Source organism: Peteryoungia algae (assembly GCF_030369675.1).
GTDB lineage: Bacteria > Pseudomonadota > Alphaproteobacteria > Rhizobiales > Rhizobiaceae > Allorhizobium > Allorhizobium algae.
Map to the genome: position 1 here is coordinate 2,056,431 of NZ_CP128477.1, position 22,032 is coordinate 2,078,462.

The following is a 22,032-nucleotide window of genomic DNA, read 5'->3' on the forward strand; positions in this document are numbered from 1 at the left end:
GCCTTTCTCGTCTTCAACCTTATCTTCAGGCAATGGAACACGTAATCAAAGCCGACCTCTTCTGATGGCCTTTATCGTCACGGGCGCCATCGCCTTGCTGCTGATCGAGCTCTTCCTCAGGCGCCGCCCTTGGGCGATTGCGCTTACCGCATTCGTCGCCGTCGTTGGTACGGCCGTCTGGCTCTTCAGTGCCGATCAATCTCGCCAGCAGCAGAATGCAGTCTCCGCCGTGACAGTAACGGTAGCCGCTGACCCGACGGTCTGTGTGGATCCGCAATTGCCGATCGCTGCAACCATCACCAATGCGTCGGGCCAAGCAGTCAACCGCCTGTCCTTCGATCTGATCGGACGAGAGCCGGAAGAAACGCGCGTCGCCTATCGCGGAACCCTTCGCCACAACGGGCCGCTCGCGCCTGACGAAGCCATGACGCGGTGTTACGCTCTGCTCTTTCACGGGTTCGCCCATCCACGTCCCCAGATCGTGGATGCGACGAAATACGAATGGACGGCGCATGTCTCTCTGGTCGGCTTCGGCGAGGCACCGGTCGAGTGATCGACACCGACGCTATAGCCGAACGAGATGCCCCTCGGCCACCTGTCGGTACTCGCGCACCGGCGGCTGGTAGCCGACGGGCCTGATCGGGCTCTTGATCTCGTCAATGGATAGGTTCCGCTTCAGCTTGCGCCGCGCAGGATCCGGCACCGGCACGGCAGCCATGAGCTTCTTCGTATAAGGATGCTGCGGATTTTCGAAGACGGCCTGACGGGGGCCGATCTCGACAATCTCACCAAGATACATCACCGCCACCCGGTGGCTCACCCGCTCGACGACGGCCATGTCGTGGCTGATGAACAGATAGGCGAGGTTGAAGCTTTGCTGCAGATCAAGCAGCAGATTGCAGACCTGAGCCTTGATCGAGACGTCGAGCGCCGACACGGCCTCGTCCGCCACGATGATTTTCGGATCGAGCATCAGCGAGCGGGCAATCGCGATGCGCTGACGCTGGCCGCCCGAAAACTCGTGCGGATAACGCGGCATCATGTCGGCTGAAAGCCCGACGCGCTCCAAAAGATCCGCAGCCTTGTCCCGCGCCAGCGCCCTCGAGCCCAGCTTGTGCTCGACAAACGGCTCCATGACGGCGTGCCCGACACTCATGCGCGGATCGAGGCTCGCAAAGGGATCCTGAAAGACCATCTGGATGCTGCGACGCATCGTTCTGAGCGCCGCCTGGTCGAGACTTCCGACATCCTGTCCATCGACGGCGACCTGGCCGGAAGTCGGCTCGACCAGACGGGTGATCGATCGACCCGTCGTGGACTTGCCACAACCCGATTCGCCGACCAGCGACAGGGTTTCTCCCGGCCGCAGATCGAAGGAAACGTTTTCGACAGCATGCACGGCCCCGCTCTTGCGACCGAGAATACCCGAACGGATGTCGAAACGGGTCGTCAGGTTCTTCACCTCCAGGAGCGGGCGGCTACCGTGTACGGGCACGCCCGCCTCTGCTTCCGGGATCAGTGTGGCCCCGGTATTGATGTCGATCACCGGAAAGCGCATCGGCCGCTCGCGCCCGCCCATTGATCCGAGCTTCGGCACCGCCGAAAGCAGGGCGCGCGTATAGGGATGATGGCCACGATTGAAGATGTCGTCGGTTGTTCCGGTCTCCACCGCTTCGCCGCGGAACATCACGATCGTCCGGTCGGAGACCTCGGCGACGACACCCATGTCATGGGTAATGAAGAGAACGGCCATGCCCTCCTCATCCTGCAGCGTCTTGATGAGATCGAGGATCTGACCCTGGATGGTGACGTCGAGCGCCGTCGTCGGCTCATCGGCAATGAGAAGCTTGGGCCGGGAGGCGAGTGCCATCGCGATCATCACACGCTGGCGCATGCCGCCGGAAAACTGATGCGGATATTCGTCGAAGCGGCTCGCGGCGTTCGGGATGCGCACGCGATCAAGCAACCGCAGCACCTCCGTCTTGGCCTCGGCATTGGAAATGTCGCGATGACAGGTAATCGCTTCGGCGATCTGCTTTCCGATCGGGAAGATCGGGTTGAGCGAGGTCATCGGCTCCTGGAAGATCATCGCGATCTGATTGCCGCGCACCTGACGCATCTGCTCGCCATCGAGCGTCAGCAACTCGCGGCCCTCAAGCTTGACGCTGCCCTCGAGGCGGCTCGTCAACTGCGGCAGAAGCCGCATGATGGACAGAGACGTGACACTCTTGCCAGACCCCGATTCGCCGACGATCGCAACCGTCTCGCCGGCCGCGATGTCGAGGTTCATGTTGCGCACCACCGAGCGCCATTCGGTCCCGATCCGGAACGAGGTTGTCAGCCCTCGAACGGACAGGACCGGCAATTCACTCGTCATCGTATCCTGTTCCACAGCAGCCATATCCCGTTTCCCCGTTTTTCTTGTCTGTCGAGATTTGGTCGTTGGTTCAGGCAGCGAGCGCCGTTTCGGCGAGTGTCACCCAGTAGCTGATGCCATAGGGAATGATCTCGTCGTTGAAGTCATAGGCCGAGTTGTGGAGGTTCGCCGTATTGCCGTTGCCGATGAAGACGAAGGAGCCCGGCCGCGCTTCCAGCATGTAGGAAAAATCCTCCGCGCCCATGGCAGGCGGAAAGGCGTCGCTGACGGCATGATTGCCCGCCACCTTGCGCATGATGTCGAGTGCAAATTCGGTTTCGGCCTCGTGATTCATCGTCACGGGGTAACCGCGATGATAGCGAAACGTCGCCTTGGAACCCATGGCCATGGCCACGCCTGAGGCGATCTCGCCGATGCGGGTCTCCGCCATATCGCGGGTCTCCGGCAGGAGCGTGCGCACGGTGCCGGACAGCGTCACAGCGTCGGGAATGACATTATAGGCATCGCCGCCGTGGATTTTGGTCACTGTAACCACGACCGAACCCAGAGGGTCGGTCTCGCGGGACGCGATCGACTGCAGCGCCACGACCACCTGCGCGGCCGCCAACACTGGATCGACGCTCTTGTGCGGCTGGGCGGCATGGCCGCTGCGGCCCTCGATGACAATGTCGAACTGGTCGGCCGCAGCCATCACCGAACCCTTGCGGGTGGCAAATGTACCAACCGCCATGCCGGGATGGTTGTGCATGCCGTAGACCTGCCTGATGTCGAAGGTCTCCATCATGCCGTCGGCGACCATTTCGCGGGCACCACCGCCACCTTCTTCGGCCGGCTGGAAGATGACGGCAATCGAACCCCGGAAATTGCGCGTCTCGGCCAGATATTTGGCCGCGCCAAGCAGCATGGCGGTGTGACCGTCATGACCGCAGGCATGCATCTTGCCGGGCGTCTTGGATGCCCAGGACTTGCCCGACATCTCGTGGATCGGCAGCGCATCCATGTCGGCACGAAAGCCGAAGACCGGGCCATCGCCACGACTGCCCTTGATGAGGCCGACCACCCCAGTGCGGCCGATTCCGGTCTTCACCACGTCGCATCCGAACTCCTGCAGCTTCTCCGCTACGAAGGCGGCCGTGCCATGCACATCGAACAGGAGTTCCGGGTTCTGGTGCAGATGGCGGCGCCACTCAGCGACCTCTGGCTGGAGTTCGCTGGCGCGGTTGAGCACTGGCATGAAATGACCTCTTATTTTCTCGTTGTTCCCCGCAGGATTTCGCGCATACTGTGCAGCGATGCGTAGCTTTGGCAAGCCGCAAAATTCCGTCTTGCATGGAAAATAGGCTTGTGTTTACATGGCCTAAATTTTAGCCAACCCGACAGAAGCGCAGCTGTCCGGGAACGTCCGCCGCGACTCCGAAATTGCGCCATTACCTGAAAATTTTTCCAAGAATACCAAGACGATAGGTGGTTGACATTTGGCGAACAGGCTGGCCACATCGCGGGCCGGCAGATCGGATCACCATCATGCCTGCAAACAAAAATAATGGGGAATGAGCACATGATTGCACGTAAACTGATGCTGGCGGCGTCCGCTGCCGCCTTCGCGCTGACAGGCGCGCCGGCCATGGCCGAACGGGGCACCGATGGCGACCTGAAGATCATCTTCTGGCAGGCCGTCTCGACGATGAACCCGTATCTGTCCGGCGGCACCAAGGAAGTCTATGCCGCCTCGATGGTCATCGAGCCGCTGGCCCGCTACGACGAGACCGGCAACCTGGTCCCGATGCTGGCCACCGAGATCCCGACCGTTGAGAACGGCGGCGTCTCCGAAGACCTGAAGAGCATCACCTGGAAGCTGAAGCCCGACCTCAAGTGGTCCGATGGCTCGGCCGTGACCGCCGAAGATGCGATCTTCACCTGGAAATACTGCACGGCCCCGGATGGCGGCTGCGCACAGGGCGCCTATTTCGAGGGCGTCTCCAATGTCGAGGCTGTCGACGCGTCCACCATCAAGGTCTCCTTCGCCGAAGCCAAGCCTTATCCCTACAGCGCCTTTGTCGGTGCTCAGTCTCCGATCATCCAGGCAGCGCAGTTCAAGGACTGCCTCGGTGCAAAGGCACCGGAATGCACCTCTGCCAATTTTGGTCCGATCGGCACCGGCCCCTTCACCGTCAAGGAATTCAAGCCGAACGACGTCGTGACCTTCGAGGCCAACGGCAATTACCGCGATGCAGCCAAGCCCGCCTTCGCCTCGGTCACCCTGAAGGGTGGCGGTGATGCCGCATCGGCTGCTCGCTCGGTTCTGGAAACCGGCGAATTCGACTATGCCTGGAACATGCAGGTCGAGCCTGAGATCCTTGAACAGATGATGGCCGCCGGCAAGGGCAAGATCGAAGTCGCCTTCGGCACCCAGGTCGAGCGTATCGACATCAACCCCTACGGTGTCGATGCCTCCCTCGGCGACAAGCGCTCGACCAAGGAAGCCGGCCCGCATCCGGCCCTCTCCGACCCGGCCGTTCGCCGCGCGCTGTCGATCGCCATCGACCGCGAGATCATCGACGAAGCCGGCTATGGCCCGAACGGCCAGCCGACCTGCAACATCCTGCCCGCTCCGGATATCTATGTCTCGACCGCCGTCGACTGGTGCCTGAAGCAGGACATCGAAGGCGCCAACAAGCTGCTTGATGATGCCGGCTGGGCCATGGGCTCGGATGGTGTGCGTGAAAAGGATGGCGTCAAGCTATCCTTCCTCTACCAGACCTCGACCAACTCGGTTCGCCAGGGCACCCAGGCCCTCGTGAAGGACATGTGGAGCCAGATCGGTGTTTCCGTCGAACTGCGCAACATCTCGGCCAACGTCTTCTTCGGCGGCGATCCGGCATCTCCGGACACGTTCCAGAAGTTCATGGCCGACGTTCAGATGTACACCAACAACTTCGACGGCACCGACCCGGAGAAGTACATGGCCGGCTGGATGTGCGACAAGATCCCAAGCCCGGCCACCGGCTGGCAGGGTGAAAACATCGTCCGCTACTGCAACCCGGAATATGACGCTCTCGTCAAGCAGCTCGGCACCACCGGCAAGCTCGAAGATCGTGCTGCCATCGCCAAACAGCTCAACGATATGCTCTCGAACGACGTCGCACAGATCCCGCTCATCCATCGTGGCCAGCCCTCGGCTGTCAACAACACGCTGCTCGGCGTCAAGATGAATGCCTGGGACAGCGAACTCTGGAACGTCGCAGACTGGTCTCGCGCGAAGTAATGCCACTGGCGCCGCGCCTGCCTTCACCGGCAGACGCGGCGCCAGCATTTTTCAGTGACAGTCTGGAGACCAGCCGATGTTTACCTTCACCGTCCGGCGACTGCTGTTCGCAGTCCCGACGCTACTGGCCATCAGTTTCATTATTTTTGCCCTGCTCGATCTCTCCCCGGGCGACCCGCTGAGTGATCTGCCGCTGACCATCCCACCGGAAGTGCGCCAGCAGATCCGCGACGCCATGGGTCTCGATCAGCCTTTCATTATTCGCTACATGAAATGGCTGCAGCAGTTCTTCATCAATGAACCGCTCAACATCTTCGAACAGATCACCGGTCTCACCGTCGGCTCCGGCGAGCGCATGCGCGTTCTGTCCTGGGCGACACGCAGCCCTGTGGTCGACCTGATCGTCCAGCGCCTGCCGCAGACGCTCTGGGTCGTCGGCCTCTCCTATCTTTTCGGTGTCCTGATCGCGATCCCGATCGGCGTCATCTCCGCCTATCGCCAGTATTCCTGGTTCGACCAGATCGGCACTTTCGTCTCGATGGTCGGCTATTCCGTGCCGACCTTCTTCACCGGCGTCCTGCTGATCGTCATTTTCTCCTCCTGGCTGCAGTGGTTTCCGTCGATCTACGACACCACGCTGGTGGTCGACAGCTGGTCGAGTTTCGTGCTGCAGGTGAAGCAGATGTTCCTGCCCGTGCTGGTGCTGACGCTCTTCAATGTCTCGCAGATCAGCCGCTTCGTGCGCGCCTCCATGCTCGACAATCTGCACATGGACTATGTCCGCACGGCGCGCGCCAAGGGCGTGAAGGAAAAGGTCGTGCTCCTCGTGCATGTGCTGCGCAACAGCCTGATCCCTGTTGTCACCGTCATCGCACTCGGTGTGCCCACGATCTTCTCCGGCGCCATCATCACCGAACAGGTCTTTCGCGTGAACGGTCTCGGCCAGCTTCTGATCACCGCGATCCAGGGCGCCGACATCCCGCTTGTCCAGACGCTGACCTTCATCTTCGCGATCCTGATCGTGCTCTTCAACCTAATTGCCGACGTACTCTACGGCATACTCGATCCGAGGATCCGCTATGAGTGATGCTGCAATCGCAACCACGCCGTCGCCACAGACGAGACCTCAGAGCGGCGCCTTCTGGCCCATGCTCTGGCGCCAGTTTCGCGCCCATCCGGGCGGCGTCGCCGGCCTGATCGTTTTCGTCTTCATCGTCGCCGCCGTCTTCATCGGCCCTTACATCCACACGATCGACCCGAACAAGATCGATATCCGAGCCAAGAACCAGGGCCCATCCCTGCTCCATCCCTTCGGCACGGACAATCTCGGAAAGGACATGCTGGCCCAGGTTCTGGCCGGCGGACAGATCTCGCTGGCCGTTGGCATGGCGGCCATGGCTCTGGCGCTCCTGGTGGGAACGCTGGTCGGCGTGTTCTCGGGCTATTCCCGAAAGCTCGACGGCCCGCTGATGCGCCTGACCGACCTCTTCCTGGCACTGCCGCTCCTGCCGCTGCTGCTTGTCATCATCATGCTCTTCCGCGACACGCTGCGCGCGGCCTTCGGCCCGGAAACCGGCATCTTCATCCTGATCGTCTTCGTCATCGGCATCACCAGCTGGATGCACACCGCCCGAATCGTCCGCGGCGACGTTTTGGCGATCAAGAGCCAGGAATTCATCCTGGCGGCCAAATCGAGCGGCATGCGCGAACACCGCATCATCATCAAGCACATCCTGCCCAACGTGATGTCCTCGATCATGGTCTCGGCGACGCTCGGCATCGCCACCGCCATCATCACCGAATCCGCGTTGTCATTCCTCGGCCTCGGCTTCCCGCCCGACTTCCCCACCTGGGGCCGTCTCCTTTTCGACGGTGCCAACTTCCTGCAGATCAACCCCTCCCGCGTCATCTGGCCGGGCCTGGCGATCTCGCTGACGGTGTTGAGCGTGAATTATATCGGCGATGCGATCCGCGATGCGCTGGACCCGAAGGCGTTGAAACATTGAGAAACAGCGGGCGCTCTAGCGCCCGCTCGGACTTCCCAGCATCCACCTTGCCACGAACCAGCTCCCACACGCCCATACAGTTCCCGCCGCCCAGCCACCGAGAACGTCAGTCGGGTAATGCACGCCGAGATAGATGCGGGACAAGCCGATGATGAACGTCAGAAAGACGGCGACCAGCGGAAAGAAGTAGCGCAGCGAAGGCCTGTCTTCGAGGCGTGACAGCATGGCGCCGAGCGTCAGATAGGTGATGGCGGACAGCATGGCATGGCCGCTCGGGAAACTCATATCGGTCACCTCGACCAGATGCTGAACCACTTCCGGTCTCGGCCGGGCGATTCCGAGCTTCAACGCACTGCTCAGAGCCCAGCCCCCGAGAATCGAGACGGTAACGAAGGCAGCGGTGCGGAATTTGCGGCGGAGCGCGAGGTAGATCACGACCAACGTGACCAGCAGCGCCAGCACGGTGACCCCGCCGAGAGCTGTAATGTCCACCATCATCTTGGTGAGCCAGGCGGGTCCGGCCGGCATGGCCGGATCGGTGGCATCCCGCAGCATCAAGAGCACGCCCTCGTCGAACGCCCGCGTCTCGCCCTCGAGAACCTCGCCCGTGAGTTCAAACAGGAAATAAGCGACAAGGGCTGCGACCAGCGCCGTCAGCCAGACACGCTTTTCCGCAACCGAGGCGATGCGGGTGAGATGGTGCTTAAGATGGATCATCGGCGAATAGGTCCTGATCGATAACTTGGGCTCTACATCGCGTCGCAAGGCGCGTGCGTCAACCGAGACGCGGGAAGCAAATGTGGGCGGGTCCCGGTTGTTCCATCAACTCGTTGAGCCTCCTTCGTGGTTCCGTCTGGAAAAGGTGGCACGCCCCATAGGCTGAGCACGGTCTTCGCCCATGATCCTCCGCCTCCCCGCAAGGGCAGAAAGTGGCACATGCAGTACCCGTTCGGCCTTCCTCCCGTTTGAGGGGGAGATGGTGCCGGCAGGCGGGATATGGGGCAAACGCCGGGAGCGCCCGCGCTGACTGCATGCCAACATCGAACCACATGCTTGATCTTCTCTCCCACCCCCGCCACTCTCCGCCCACCCACCGGAGACTTTCCATGCCCCCAGGCCCCCTGAACCTCCTCACCGACATCGACGGCCTCTCCGTCGGCCATGCGACCGACCTTGCCCTCGGCTCCGGCGTGTCGGTCATCCTCTTCGACGAACCGGCGACTGCCTCCGGCACGGTGCTCGGTGGCGCACCGGGCGGGCGGGATATGAGCCTGCTCGATCCCTCGATGACCGTGCAGCAGGTCGATGCCTTCGTGCTTTCGGGCGGCTCGGCCTTTGGGCTGGATGCGGCAGGCGGGGTGCAATCGGGGCTGAGAGCAGCAGGCCGCGGCTTTGCCGTCGGGACGATGCGGGTGCCGATCGTGCCACAGGCGATCCTGATGGACCTTCTGAACGGCGGCAATAAGGACTGGGGTCTGCATGCCCCCTATCGCGACCTCGGTTACCAGGCCTTCCTCAATGCGGAAAACGGCGCCTTCCCGCTCGGCACGGTCGGTGCGGGCACGGGAGCGACGACCGCGAACTTCAAGGGCGGCCTCGGCTCGGCCAGTGCCGTCTCGTCGTCAGGCCACACCATCGCAACAATCGTTGCCGTCAATGCCATGGGATCGGTGGTCGTGGGCGATGGCCCGCAGTTCTGGGCAGCCCCCTTCGAGGAGGGACAGGAATACGGAGGCCTCGGCCAGCCTGCGCGTGTCAGCGCGGAAGACCGAGCCCTGAACATCAAGGGCCTGCGGTTGACGGCAACGACGATCGGCGCCGTGGTCACCGATTGCGCCTTGTCGAAGGCTGAACTGCACCGGCTATCGATCTCCGCCCATGACGGCCTGGCCCGCGCCGTTCTCCCCGCCCACCTGCCGCTCGACGGCGACACGATGTTTGCCGCCTCGACGGGCAAGCGCGAAAGCAATGGTGCCGCCGACCTGATGGAACTCTGCCATCTCGCGACACTGGTGACAGCGCGGGCGATTGCGCGCGGGGTGTATGAGGCCGCAGCGCTGCCCTATGCCGGCGCGCAACCAGCCTGGCGCGACAGGTGGGGATGATCTCTTCTACCCATCACCCTGAGGGACCCGACAGTGCTTGGCCGTTTCCCCACAAGGGGCGAAGACGCTGCCCCCAAGACTTTCGTCCGCCCCACCCTTGACCCAAGTCAAGGACAACCCACCCTCCACCACGGAGATTGCCCGCCAAGGTTGGTCATGTCTTTGACGCAGAGCAGCCGCAGGAACAACGGATCGGAAGGGAGGCCGGTCGGACAATGGAAGATGAAGGCGACATGGAAAGACCTGTTCTCACCAACCGCACCTTCGACGAGTTGAAGCTTGGCGATGCTGCGAGCATGACACGCATCATCGGCCCAGATGACATCGAGCTGTTTGCAGCCCTGTCCGGCGACAACAATCCGGCGCCGCTCGGCCAGTCGCTGATCCCGGCCGGCATGATCTCGGCAGTCCTCGACACCCGCCTGCCCGGTCCGGGCACCGTCTATCTCGGCCAGGATCTCGAATTCTGGAAGGATATCGCGACCGGCGACCGGATCACTGCGACCGTCACGCTGATGACCAAGGAAAGCGACGGCCGCACGCTTCTCTTCGACACGCGCTGCGTCAACCAGCATGGCGAACCGGTACTGGCCGGCAAGGCACGTGTCCGCGCGCCGGAGACCCGCATCAGCTGGTCGGAAAATACAGTGCCCGGTGTTTCGCTTCAGCGCCATGACCGCTTCGACGCCATCGTTGCGGAAGCCCGCAGCCTGCCGATGGTCAAGACTGCGCTCGTCCATCCCTGCTCGCCGGAAGCAATCGAGGCAGCCGTGGAGATCCGCGACGAAAACCTGCTCGACCCGATCCTGATCGGTCCCGAGCCCAAGATCCGCAAGGCGGCCGAACAGGCCGGCATATCCATCGACGGCTTCGAGATCCTCCACGCCGAACACAGCCATGCCGCTGCAGCACTCGCCGTCGAACTTGCCGTCGCCGGCAAGGTCAGTTCTGTCATGAAAGGCAGCCTGCATTCGGACGAGCTTTTGGGAGCGGTCGTCGGCAGCGGCTCGGGACTGAAGACCGAGCGCCGCGTCAGCCATGTCTATGTCATGGATGTGCCTGCCTATTCCAAGCTCCTGATCGTGACGGATGCCGCGATCAACATCGCCCCGACGCTCGAACACAAGCGCGACATCTGCCAGAACGCCATCGATCTCATGCATATGCTGGGGGTCCCTGATCCGAAGGTTGCCGTGCTTGCGGCCGTCGAGACGGTCAACGACAAGATGCCGGCAACCCTGGAGGCAGCGGCGCTGACTGTCATGGCAGCGCGCGGCCAGATCAGGGGCGCCAAGGTCGACGGCCCGCTCGCCTTCGACAATGCGATCAGCATGGAGGCCGCCCGCACCAAGGGCATCATCTCCCCCGTCGCCGGCGACGCCGACATCCTGCTGGTCCCGGATCTCGAAGCCGGCAACATGCTGGCCAAGCAGCTCCTCTATTTTGCCAATGCCGATGCCGCAGGCCTCGTGCTCGGCGCCCGCGTGCCGATCATCCTGACCAGCCGCTCGGACAGCCTGCGTGTCCGCATTGCGTCAGCAGCACTGGCCAAACTCGTCGCAGCCAGACGTGCGGCAGCACTCGGACCGATGGCATGAACCAGAAACTGCTGCTGACCTTCAATGCCGGCTCGTCGACGGTGAAGATGGGCATATTCGCCCTGGAAACTGGGGGAGCAAGACGTATCGGCAAGGGTGTCATCGACTTCCGCGCCGAGCCGCTGACCTTTCATCTGGTCGAGGGACCCGCCGTCTTCGACGTACCGCTGGTCGCAAGGACCGATGATCTCCTGCACGACGTGCTGGAAGAGGTCTTCGATTGGCTCAGCGAACACTACGATCTCGACGCAGTCTTCGCAGTCGGCCACCGCGTCGTGCATGGCGGAGATCTCTTCGCGGATGCCGTCAAGGTCGATGACACAAGCCTTGCCGGCATTGAGAGCCTGGTAACGCTGGCGCCGCTGCATCAGCCGCAGAACCTGCGGCTGATCCGCGCCATCACCGAACTGAAACCCGGCATGCTGCAAACGGCGTCCTTCGACACCGCCTTCCATCGCACACAATCCGATACCGTCCGCCGCTTCGCCATCCCACGCGCCTGGTTTGACAAGGGCGTCAAGCGCTACGGCTTCCACGGCCTGTCCTATGCCTATATCGCCGGCGCCTTGAACCGGCTGGAACCGCAGACGGCCGGCGGCCGGGCGGTCGTTGCCCATCTCGGTTCGGGTGCCAGCCTCTGCGCGCTGGAACACGGCTCGAGCCGCGACACCTCCATGGGCTTTTCCACCATTGATGGCGTGCCAATGGCCACCCGCTCGGGCGCAATTGATCCCGGCGTGCTCTTCCATCTGATCGACGCCCATGGGCTGAGCGTGAAACAGGTGGAGGAAATGATCTACAAGCAGTCCGGCTTGCTCGGTCTCTCCGGCATCAGCGCCGACAGCCGGGCGCTGCTCGAGACACCTTCGAAAGCGGCCTGCGAGGCGATCGATGTCTTCACGTTTCGCATAGCGGGCGAAGTGGCGCGGCTCGCAGCCTCGTTGGGCGGTCTGGACACACTGGTCTTCACGGCCGGCATCGGCGAGAACCAGCCGGCAATCCGCCGCTCGGTCGTAGAGCGCCTGCGCTTCCTCGGACTTCAGCTCGACGGCGAAGCGAATGACCGCAACGAAGCCGTCATCTCGCGCGAGGAAAGCCGGGTGAAGATCCGCGTGATCGCAACCGACGAGGAACAGGTGATCGCCGACGACTGCCTGAGACTGCTTGGCTGAAAAGATCCGCCGCATCTGACACCAAAGCGTCATGAAACGCGCCTAGAGACGCTTCCACGAGAGCGGATGGAGATGCGGTCATGCTGAGGCAGACGGATGCGACAGGTGAAGCCATTGAAGCGGCACGCGACGAGGTACTGATCCTCTCGAATGCTCGGGTCGTGACACCAGATCATGTGCTGCACGGCTCGGTGGTGGTCAAGGACGGCAGGATCCTGGAGATACACGAAGGCGCGTCATACCACACCGCCGCACTCGATTTCGGCGGCGACTACCTCCTGCCCGGCCTCGTCGACATCCACACCGATCACTTCGAGAAGCATCTCTATCCGCGTGCCCATGTGCGCTGGGATTTCATGCGCGCGGCCCTCGCCCATGACGCCCAGATCATCGGCGGTGGCGTCACGACCGTCTTCGACAGCCTTTGCGTCGGCGCGACCACCGACAATCCCGAACGCGCCGAGATCCTGACACCGATGATCGAGGCGCTGGAACAGGCACAAGCCGCAGGCATGCTGCGCGCCGAACATCTTGTGCACCTGCGCTGCGAGCTGACGGATCCGGTGACCCCGCAATTGACGGCCGACAATATCGACCGGGACATCGTCCGCGTCATCTCGGTCATGGAGCACCTGCCCGGCATCCGCCAGAGCCGTGATATCGAGGCTTATGTCGCAAGAGCCTGCAAGTCGACGGGTGAAAGCCCGGAACTGGTTCGTGGAAAGATCAAGGTCCTGGTCGCGGAAAAGAGCCATATCGCCGCGACCACCCGGCCGGATATCGTCGCCCTTGCCCGCGCGCATTCCATGCCACTGATGAGCCACGACGACACCGACGTCGCGCATATCGAGGAAGGCATCACCGAGGGTGTGTCCATTTCGGAATTCCCCTGCTCGATGGAAGCAGCGCAAGCGGCAAGGGCAGCGGGGATGTCAATCGTTGCCGGTGCTCCGAACCTCGTGCGCGGCGGCTCCCAATCCGGAAACATCGCCGTGCGCGACCTCTTGGCAGCAAGGCTCGTCGATATCCTCGCCTCCGACTACGTCCCCCGCTCCATGCTCGATGCGGCCTTCATGATCTCCGCCGATCCGGGCCTCGACTACGATCTGCCAAGCGCTGTCGCCATGGTCACGCGCAGTCCGGCCCTTGCCGGGAACCTGCCGGATCGCGGCGCTATCGAGGCAGGCCTGAAAGCCGACCTGATCCGCGTCGGCCTGCAGGATGGTCACCCCTTCGTCAAATCGGCCTGGCGTTCGGGCCACCGCGTCGCCTGACGGAAGGCGCGCCCCGACGCTCACTCGTGCCAGGCGGAGCCCAGCACCCTCAGCCAGTTTTCCCGACAGATCTTGTCGAGCTCGGCCGGACCGTAGCCGCGCTCCGTCAGGGCCGTAACCAGTCGCTGGTTGCCGGCTGCGTCGCCGATGACGTTAGGGATCGTTGCACCGTCGAAATCCGAGCCGAGCGCAACACAATCTATCCCCATGCGGTCGACGAGATAGTCGACATGGCTGATCATCGTTGCAAGCGATGTGTCGGCATCGTCACGGCCATCGGGCCTGAGCATGGTGACGGCATAGTTCAAACCGACAAGGCCATGGCTTGCCTTGATCGCGTCCATCTGCCGGTCGGTCAGATTGCGGGCGACGGGTGTCAGCGCATGCACGTTGGAATGGCTGGCGATCAATGGCTGGTCGCTGAGACGCTCGACGTCCCAGAAACCTTTCTCTGTGATATGGGCAAGATCAATCAGGATACCCAGCCGGTTGCAGGCACGTATCAGATCTTCGCCGGCCCGTGTCAGACCCGCGCCTGTATCGGGCGAACTCGGATAGGCAAAGGGGACGCCGTGGCTGAAAATATTGTTGCGGCTCCACACCGGCCCGAGCGACCGAAGTCCGGCAGCGTAGAAAACCTCGAGCGTCTCCAGATCCGCATCGATCGCCTCGCAGCCTTCCATATGAAGTACAGCCGCGAACACGCCGTCCGCCATGGCTTGCCGGATCTCGGCCGTGCTCCGGCAGAGCCGCCAGCTGCCGTCTTGATCCAGACGGTGGGCAATCGCCGCCATCTGCAGCGCAATGTCGAGCGATGACGTCCGTTCGAGCGGCGGATCGAGCGGTGTCACATAGTGCCCGTTCGCATCCGGCTCACGCAGGCTGAAGTCATGCGGCGATGGGATATAGATTGCGCAAAGGCCACCGGCGAGCCCGCCACGTTTGGCGCGGGGGGCATCGATGTGGCCGGCGCTGGTCCCGTTGCGGAACTCGGCAACGGGATTGCGGCCCTCGTTTCGACTGCGCCAGAGGCGAAGGAGAACATCGTTGTGACCGTCGAATACGAGATTCATGAAGGCTGATCCAGAAATGACATCCGGGCAGTGGAACCGGACGGGGAGGAATGGAGGGACGTCAGAGCAAAACTTTCGGAATCGTTTGACGAAATCATGTCGCGCTTCAGGTCGCACGGCAACTTCTCGTGCAAGACGTCAAGACAGGGCTGGAACGCGCGTAAGCCAGTCGGTGGCAGCCTCATAGGCCGCAGCGACAGAGAGTACGGCAGCATCGCTCCTTGGCGGCCCGATCAGCTGGAACCCGTTGGGCAGGTCCTCGGCTGAGAAGCCGGCCGGCAATGCGGCCACCGGAAGCCCGGCCATGCTGGGGCCGATCACCACCTCCATCCAGCGATGATAGGTATCCATGTGCCTGCCGGCGATCTCGCGTGGCCAGGGAATTTCGGCGTCGAAGGGGAATACCTGCGCGGCCGGCGCGACGAGATAGTCGAAGCGCTCATAGACCTTCATGACAGCCTGATACCAGGCCGTCCGGACGGCCGAGGCCTCGTAGACATCAGCTGCCCTGATGCGCAGACCGGCTCGAACCTCATGGAGAATCTCCGGCTTGAGCGAGCCTCGCCTGCCAGGGTCTTCGTAATAGTCCCGCATGCTTCCGGCGGTGAAAAAGCTGCGCAAGGTCGTCCAGGCCCACCAGAGCCTTTCCATATCGAAATCGATTTTGACGGGCTCGACGGCGTAGCCGAGGCTTTCGAACACGGTAAGCGCCTTTTCGTTCAGCGCCAGCACACCAGGCTCGAAGGAAAGATGTCCGCCGAAATCGCCGAGCCAGCCGATCCGTCCGCCCTTTGCCGCACTGTCCCGGTCGAGGCGGAGCGGTCCGCTCTCGAATGACGCCGGATCACGCGGATCGAACCCGGACTGGACGTTGAGGAGTGTAACCACATCCTCGACAGAGCGCGCCATCGGCCCGAGCGTCGCAAGTTGGTTGAGAAAGGCGTCACGCCCGGGCAGCGCCGGAATGCGCCCGAAACTCGGCCGGAAGCCTATGACATTGTTGAAGGCCGCCGGATTGCGCAGCGATCCCATCATGTCGCTACCGTCCGCGATGGGCACGAGACGCGCCGCCAGCGCTGCCGCTGCCCCGCCGCTGGAACCGCCGGCCGATCGCCTCGTATCCCAGGGATTGCGCGTAACACCGAAAACCGGGTTGTAGGAATGGGAGCCGAAACCCCATTCCGGCGTGTTGGTCTTGCCAATGATGATGGCGCCGGCTGCACGGATGCGCGCAACCTGGATGTCGTCAAAATCGGGCACGTAGTCGTGGAAGAGCGGTGAGCCATAGGTACAGAGAATGCCTTTGGCCTCGCTCAAATCCTTGATCGCAATGGGTACGCCATGCAGCGCGCCACGAGCAGCGCCCTGCCTTCGCTCCACATCCTTGGCCCGGGCTTCGGCGAGCAGCACATCACGCGTTCGCAAGCTCACGAGAGCATTGATCCTGGGATTGAGCCGGTCGATTCTGTCGAGACAGGAGAGCATGACCTCTTCGACCGTCAGCCGTCCCTCGTCGAGGGTCTTGAGGAGGTCGGTCAGGCACAGGGAGATCGGATCGGACACGCATGGCTCCGTTAAAAGGGACGAGCAGATCGGGCAGTTCGAGACGATGGGCTTGCCAATGCGGCCGTGTCAAGCTTCGGGCCGAGCGCTCCATGCACCCCTGCCATGCAGATCGGAAAATCTTCCAGACCGGCCAAAATAAAAATGGTCAAACGACCAAATTAGAGGCAACATGCCCCAAAAGAAGGTGATGCGGGTCTCGTCGAACCGCATGACCGAAATACGGGAACATCGACGAAATCAGGCGAAAGCCGGCAGTTGTCCCTCAGGAGACAGCATTGTGGGCTCCGTCAAAAGGGAGAGATCAGCATGCCCGAAAGCTGGCACGCCACTTGCGTGATACCACCTGCGCCACCCCTGGAACGGCAGCCTTTTGCCGGGCCCTGGGGCGAACGAAGCCTATCGCGCACAATCCGAACGCCAGGGGGCACAGCTTGAGTTCCGCATCTGACAAGGCAGCCATCGAAATCCGCGGCGTCAGCCGCATCTACGGAACCGGACACGACAAGGTCACTGCACTCGACGGGATCTTCCTCGACATCAGGGAAAACGAGTTCTTCACGCTGCTCGGCCCGTCCGGTTGCGGAAAGACGACTCTTCTGCGCTTGATCGCCGGCTTCGATTTCCCCACGACGGGCGGAATCCTCCTCCACGGCGAGGATATCGCGCCCCTTCCCCCCTTCAAGCGGCCGGTCAACACCGTCTTCCAGTCCTACGCGCTTTTCCCGCACATGACGGTTGCCGACAATATCGGCTTCGGCCTGAAGATGCTCGGCAATCCCAAGGCCGAGGTCGAGGCGCGGGTCGCCGAGATGCTCGACCTCGTACACATGACCGAGATGCGCGACCGGCAGGTGAGCCAGATCTCCGGTGGCCAGCAGCAGCGTGTGGCGCTCGCCCGCGCATTGGCCCCGAAGCCGAAGGTCCTGTTGCTGGACGAACCCCTGTCGGCGCTGGATTACAAACTTCGGAAGGAAATGCAGATCGAATTGAAGCGGGTCCAGGCCGAGACCGGGATCACCTTCATTTTTGTCACCCATGACCAGGAAGAGGCGCTGACCATGTCGGACCGCATCGCGGTCATGTCGGCGGGCAGTCTGCGCCAGGTGGGTTCCCCCTGGGACATCTATGATCGTCCGGCCGAACGCTTCGTCGCCGACTTTATCGGCGAGTCGAATTTCCTAGAGGTCGAGGTTGCCTCGGTCACAGGCGACCGGGCAAGCGTTCGTCTGCGCTCCGGACGAGAAATCCCCGCGACTTTTCCCGAAGGCACCACGCCGAAAGACAAGGTGACCATCGTCATCCGGCCGGAGCACGCTGAAATCGTTGATCCGACGGATGAGGCCACATTGAAAGGCGTCATCGAAAACGTCGTCTATCTGGGAACGGACACGAACATCACTGTGCAGCTCGAAGGCGGATCGCTCTTCACCGTCCGCCAGCAGAACAGTCGAAGTGGCAGTTGCGGCCGGACCGAAGGCCAATCCGTCGGTATCCTGGTCAGCGACGATGTCGCGCAGATCCTGAAGGATTGAGCATGAGCGCGATGAAAACGGCCCCCGAAAGCGCCAGATCACGCGACGTCAAGAACCGCTGGTTGCTGAGCCTTCCCGCGCTTGCGATCATCTTCGTCGCAGCCCTTGGTCCGCTCCTCGTGATGGTCCTCTACTCCTTCCTGGAGAAGGGTGATTATGGGGATGTCAAATTCGGCATTTTTTCGCTCGAAGGCTGGACCTCGGTCTTCATGCAACGCGACATTTTCGACGACACGTGGGGCATTGCCGACGCGCATCTGGCGATCTTCTGGCGCTCGATCAAGCTGTCGCTCTACACGACGATCCTCACCCTGATCCTCGGCTTCCCCACCGCCTATTTCATTGCGACACGGCCGGCCCGCACGCGCGAGGTCTGGGTCTTCCTGATCACCATTCCCTTCTGGACAAACCTCCTGATCCGCACCTTTGCCATGCAGCAGGTGATCCGCAACGAAGGCATTCTCAACAATCTGCTGATCTGGCTCGGCATCATCGATACGCCGCTGCAGATCATCTATACCGATACCGCCACCCTTCTCGGGATGACCTATGTCTATCTGCCGCTGATGGTGCTGCCGCTCTATGCCTCGATCGAAAAGCTCGATTTCCGGCTGGTCGAGGCCGGATACGACCTCTATGCCAACCGCCTGCAGGTGCTCAGGCGGATCGTCATTCCTCTGGTAAAGCCTGGCCTGATCGCCGGCTCCATCCTGGTGTTCATTCCGTCGCTTGGCGCTTACGTTATCCCGCGCGTTCTCGGCGGCGGCAAGAATCTGATGCTCGGCAACCTGATCGAACTGCAGTTCGGTGCCGGTCGCAATTGGCCCCTGGGGGCTGCCATGTCGATCACGCTGATGGCGCTCGTCATGATTGCCCTGCTCTTCTATGTCCGCAACGCGGCAAGGTCGGGGGTGCGTCATGGCTGAACGTCGTTTCGACATCCGCTCCCAGCCCGGCTTCGGCATGATTGCGCTCTTCACCTTCTTCGCGCTCTACCTGCCGATCGCCACGCTCGTCGCCTATGCGTTCAACGCGAATGACTCGCTGTCGACATGGGGAGGCTTCTCTCTGCGCTGGTTCGCATCGGCCCTGGACAACGACGCCGTGCAGGCTGCCGCCATGCGTTCGATCATCATCGCGCTCTGGGCGGCAGCGCTTGCAACTGTCGCTGCCACCATGGCGGCCCTTGCAACCACGCGCACCGAGCCCTATCGGGGACTGACCGCCAAATATGCCGTCATCAACCAGCCCCTGATGATCCCGGAAATCGTTACCGCGGTCGCGCTTCTGATCGTGTTTTCGCGCATCAAGGTCTGGACCGGTTACTCCGGTCTTGGCTATCTGATTCTGGCGCATACGGCCTTCTGCATCCCCTTCGCCTATCTGCCCATCCGGGCGCGACTGGAAAGCATGGACCTGACGCTGGAGCGCGCGGCCGCCGACCTTTACGCCACGCCGTGGCAGGCCTTCCGCTTCGTGACACTTCCGCTTCTGCGGCCTGCCATCATTGCGGGCTTCATGCTCGCCTTCGTCATTTCGCTGGATGACGTCGTCATCACCGAATTCGTCAAATCCGGCGGGCAGGACACGCTGCCGACCTACATGCTCGGCCAGATCAGGCGCGAAACGACCCCGGAGATCAATGCCATCGCCACGATCTTCCTTGCGGCCTCCACCGTCCTGATCGTGATCTTCTTCTTTATCAACCGCCGCAAGCCACAAGCATAACGACAACCAAAAAGAGAGGAACGGAGAATGACTATGAAATGGACGACGACCACGGCCATAGCCGCCATCTCGGTGCTGAGTTTCGCAGGTGCGGCTTCTGCCGCCGGCGAGCTGAACATCTACAACTGGGGCGACTATACCAGCCCGGAACTGATCAAGAAGTTCGAGGAAAAGTTCGACGTCAAGGTGACGATCACCGACTATGACTCGAACGACACGGCCCTGTCCAAGGTTCGCGCCGGCGGCCACGGCTTCGACATCGTCGTGCCCTCGGCCAATTACATTCCCATCTGGGTGAAGGAAGGGCTTCTGCTCGAAGCCCGGCCGGACCAGATGGAAAACTTCAAGAATGTCGATCCGCGCTGGGTCGACGTACACTGGGATCCGGGCCGCCACTATTCCGTTCCGTGGCAGTGGGGCGTGACCGGCATCGGCGTCAACACCAAGTTCTATAGTGGCGACATCAACACCTCGGCCATCTTCCTCGATCCGCCGGAAGAGCTGGTCGGCAAGCTGAACGTCGCACCTGAAATGAACGACGTTCTCTTCGCCACGATCAAGTATTTCGGCGGCGACTGGTGCACGACGGACAAGGACGTGCTGCTCAAGGTGCGTGACAAGCTGGTTGAAGCCAAGGGCAAGTGGCTGGCCATGGACTACAGCGTCACCGACAAGCTGCCCACGGGCGACTATGCCGGCGTCTACTACTGGAACGGCGCAATCATGCGGTCACGCCTGCAGAATGCGGACGTCAAGTTCGGCTATCCGAAGGAAGGCTATCCGGTCTTCATGGACAGCGTCGCCATCCTCAAGGACGCCAAGAACGTCGACAACGCCAAGGCCTTCATGAACTTCATCATGGACCCGGAAAACGCGGCGATGATCTCGAATTTTGCAAAATACGCAAACGGCATCACCGGTTCGGAAGCGTTCATGCTGCCGGAAATGAAGGATGCACCGGAGCTGGTCATACCGGCGGAATTCGAAAGTGCCGGAGAATTCTTGCAGAGCTGCGAACCCGAAGTACTGCAGCTCTACACCAGGATCTGGACCGAAGTTCAGAAGTAACCTCGATCCGACAATCGAATTGACACGAACGGGAGGGCCGATGGCCCTCCCGCAGCTGGAGCATACCCGGATGACGACCCAGTTTGCCGAAACCTATGGTTTTGAGAGAAGTGCCGTGACGCTCGCCACATGGCGCACGGCCCCTTTCAGCCGCTTCAGCTTCGGCCATGCCGGAGAAGTCGTTCCGAGCGCCATGATCGAGGCAACCGCCGAGACCACCGAAGGCGCGCCGGTCACGTCCGGCTTGCTGCATAAAAAGCTTGGCGAAGGTCTGGCCGGACAGCAGGATGTCGGTGCCTATCTCGGTTATGCCCATACCGACGCTTTCGTCCTGATGAAGGCGGGTCGCATCGTCGCAGAACACTATGCGCCGCATGCCGGCATCGACCAGCGCCATCTCGTCTTTTCGATCAGCAAGTCACTGACGGCCCTTGTCATTGCGACACTCGAAGCCGACGGGCTGATGGACCCGCAGGCCGAGGTCACAAGCCTGCTGCCCGAGGCCGCCGGCTCCGCCTATGGTGACTGCAAGATCCGCGACGTGCTCGACATGCGCGTCAGCCTGGCCTTCGACGAAGCCTATCTCAACACCGATGGCGCCTATGCCCGCTATCGCCGCGCAACGCTCTGGAACCCGGCCGATCCATCCCGGCCGGATGAAACCTTGCTGGCCTTCCTGCTGACGCTGAAAAAGGACGCTCATGCCCATGGCGGCGCGCATTTCTATGCCTCGCCCAATTCCGACCTGCTCGGGATCCTGATCGAGCGCGCAACCGGCGAGCGTTACGTCGACGTCCTGTCGAAGCGCCTGTGGAAGCCGCTCGGCGCGAAGAACCACGGCAGCGTAACCGTCGATGCCGAAGGCACCGCACGGGCCGCCGGTGGCATTTCGGTCACCGCTCGCGACCTCGCCCGCGTCGGCGAGATGCTGCGGAATGGCGGCATGGTCGACGGCCGGCGCATCATCCCCGAAACCTGGCTCACCGACATGCTCACCGCCGGGGACCACGAGGCCTGGGTGGATGGTGAACCGAACTTCTTCCCGAATGGTCGCTACCGCAGCCAGTGGTACCAGTCCGGCGAGACCGACGGAGCCTTCTGCGCGATCGGCATCCATGGCCAATGGCTCTATGTCGACCCCTCCCATGAGACCGTGATCGTCAAGCTCTCCTCGCAACCCAATCCGCTCGACGACGAACTGAAACACGACAATTTCGCCTTCTTCCGCGCGCTTTCTGCGCTGGATCTCTGACGAAGGCCCTAATGGA

At 62.0% G+C, this 22,032-nt stretch carries 18 protein-coding genes; 13 read left to right on the forward strand and 5 right to left on the reverse strand.

Going from position 1 to position 22,032, the window contains the following annotated elements; genetic code table 11:
- Nucleotides 1-64 precede the first annotated feature (64 nt).
- Nucleotides 65-553: a hypothetical protein gene (locus QTL56_RS09975; RefSeq protein ID WP_245135946.1), complete on the forward strand. Its 489-nt coding sequence runs from the start codon at nucleotides 65-67 to the stop codon at nucleotides 551-553.
- A 12-nt stretch (nucleotides 554-565) separates the two neighbouring features.
- Here the strand turns inward: QTL56_RS09975 and QTL56_RS09980 are convergent, their stop codons facing one another.
- Nucleotides 566-2,401, reverse strand: a complete 1,836-nt coding sequence (locus QTL56_RS09980) for an ABC transporter ATP-binding protein (protein WP_245135945.1) — start codon at nucleotides 2,399-2,401, stop codon at nucleotides 566-568.
- 46 nt (nucleotides 2,402-2,447) lie between these two features.
- Nucleotides 2,448-3,611: a M20 aminoacylase family protein gene (locus QTL56_RS09985; RefSeq protein WP_229574665.1), complete on the reverse strand. Its 1,164-nt coding sequence runs from the start codon at nucleotides 3,609-3,611 to the stop codon at nucleotides 2,448-2,450.
- A gap of 324 nt (nucleotides 3,612-3,935) precedes the next feature.
- Here QTL56_RS09985 and QTL56_RS09990 point away from each other — a divergent pair, with 324 nt between their 5' ends.
- The 3 genes from QTL56_RS09990 to QTL56_RS10000 all read left to right on the forward strand — a co-directional run bounded on the left by QTL56_RS09990 (nucleotide 3,936) and on the right by QTL56_RS10000 (nucleotide 7,648).
- Nucleotides 3,936-5,642, forward strand: a complete 1,707-nt coding sequence (locus QTL56_RS09990; RefSeq protein WP_245135944.1) for a peptide ABC transporter substrate-binding protein — start codon at nucleotides 3,936-3,938, stop codon at nucleotides 5,640-5,642.
- 76 nt (nucleotides 5,643-5,718) lie between these two features.
- Nucleotides 5,719-6,729, forward strand: coding sequence for an ABC transporter permease (locus tag QTL56_RS09995; protein WP_229574667.1), 1,011 nt, complete (start codon nucleotides 5,719-5,721; stop codon nucleotides 6,727-6,729).
- Entirely contained in the window at nucleotides 6,722-7,648 is a 927-nt protein-coding gene (locus QTL56_RS10000; RefSeq protein ID WP_229574668.1) for an ABC transporter permease, read from the forward strand. Before QTL56_RS09995 ends, QTL56_RS10000 begins: the two co-directional genes overlap by 8 nt.
- 15 nt (nucleotides 7,649-7,663) lie before the next feature.
- Here the strand turns inward: QTL56_RS10000 and QTL56_RS10005 are convergent, their stop codons facing one another.
- Nucleotides 7,664-8,365: a phosphatase PAP2 family protein gene (locus QTL56_RS10005; protein WP_245135943.1), complete on the reverse strand. Its 702-nt coding sequence runs from the start codon at nucleotides 8,363-8,365 to the stop codon at nucleotides 7,664-7,666.
- A 389-nt stretch (nucleotides 8,366-8,754) separates the two neighbouring features.
- On the opposite strand from QTL56_RS10005, the gene QTL56_RS10010 reads away from it, so the two are divergent.
- The 4 genes from QTL56_RS10010 (at nucleotide 8,755) to QTL56_RS10025 (ending at nucleotide 13,797) form a co-directional block, all read left to right on the forward strand.
- On the forward strand, nucleotides 8,755-9,753 hold the full coding sequence (locus QTL56_RS10010) for a P1 family peptidase (RefSeq protein WP_245135942.1): 999 nt from the start codon (nucleotides 8,755-8,757) through the stop codon (nucleotides 9,751-9,753).
- Between the two features lie 233 nt (nucleotides 9,754-9,986).
- Complete coding sequence (locus tag QTL56_RS10015; RefSeq protein WP_245135941.1) at nucleotides 9,987-11,351, forward strand: bifunctional enoyl-CoA hydratase/phosphate acetyltransferase; 1,365 nt, start codon at nucleotides 9,987-9,989, stop codon at nucleotides 11,349-11,351.
- Nucleotides 11,348-12,523, forward strand: a complete 1,176-nt coding sequence (locus tag QTL56_RS10020) for an acetate/propionate family kinase (protein WP_245135940.1) — start codon at nucleotides 11,348-11,350, stop codon at nucleotides 12,521-12,523. Before QTL56_RS10015 ends, QTL56_RS10020 begins: the two co-directional genes overlap by 4 nt.
- An 80-nt stretch (nucleotides 12,524-12,603) precedes the next feature.
- Entirely contained in the window at nucleotides 12,604-13,797 is a 1,194-nt protein-coding gene (locus QTL56_RS10025) for an alpha-D-ribose 1-methylphosphonate 5-triphosphate diphosphatase (protein ID WP_245135939.1), read from the forward strand.
- A 20-nt stretch (nucleotides 13,798-13,817) separates the two neighbouring features.
- Here the strand turns inward: QTL56_RS10025 and QTL56_RS10030 are convergent, their stop codons facing one another.
- On the reverse strand, nucleotides 13,818-14,870 hold the full coding sequence (locus QTL56_RS10030; protein WP_245135937.1) for a dipeptidase: 1,053 nt from the start codon (nucleotides 14,868-14,870) through the stop codon (nucleotides 13,818-13,820).
- A gap of 138 nt (nucleotides 14,871-15,008) precedes the next feature.
- Nucleotides 15,009-16,433: an amidase gene (locus QTL56_RS10035; RefSeq protein WP_245135935.1), complete on the reverse strand. Its 1,425-nt coding sequence runs from the start codon at nucleotides 16,431-16,433 to the stop codon at nucleotides 15,009-15,011.
- 434 nt (nucleotides 16,434-16,867) lie between these two features.
- Between QTL56_RS10035 and QTL56_RS10040 the strand changes: the two genes are divergently transcribed.
- The 5 genes from QTL56_RS10040 to QTL56_RS10060 all read left to right on the forward strand — a co-directional run bounded on the left by QTL56_RS10040 (nucleotide 16,868) and on the right by QTL56_RS10060 (nucleotide 22,016).
- Nucleotides 16,868-17,968, forward strand: a complete 1,101-nt coding sequence (locus tag QTL56_RS10040; protein ID WP_245135933.1) for an ABC transporter ATP-binding protein — start codon at nucleotides 16,868-16,870, stop codon at nucleotides 17,966-17,968.
- An 11-nt stretch (nucleotides 17,969-17,979) separates the two neighbouring features.
- Nucleotides 17,980-18,894: an ABC transporter permease gene (locus tag QTL56_RS10045; protein ID WP_370660358.1), complete on the forward strand. Its 915-nt coding sequence runs from the start codon at nucleotides 17,980-17,982 to the stop codon at nucleotides 18,892-18,894.
- Nucleotides 18,887-19,696, forward strand: a complete 810-nt coding sequence (locus QTL56_RS10050; protein ID WP_245135929.1) for an ABC transporter permease — start codon at nucleotides 18,887-18,889, stop codon at nucleotides 19,694-19,696. The genes QTL56_RS10045 and QTL56_RS10050 overlap by 8 nt, the downstream gene beginning before the upstream one ends.
- A gap of 33 nt (nucleotides 19,697-19,729) precedes the next feature.
- Nucleotides 19,730-20,764, forward strand: coding sequence for an extracellular solute-binding protein (locus tag QTL56_RS10055; RefSeq protein ID WP_245136627.1), 1,035 nt, complete (start codon nucleotides 19,730-19,732; stop codon nucleotides 20,762-20,764).
- A 70-nt stretch (nucleotides 20,765-20,834) separates the two neighbouring features.
- A complete protein-coding gene (locus QTL56_RS10060) occupies nucleotides 20,835-22,016 on the forward strand; it encodes a serine hydrolase domain-containing protein (RefSeq protein WP_245136626.1) in 1,182 nt (393 codons plus the stop codon).
- Nucleotides 22,017-22,032 lie beyond the last annotated feature (16 nt).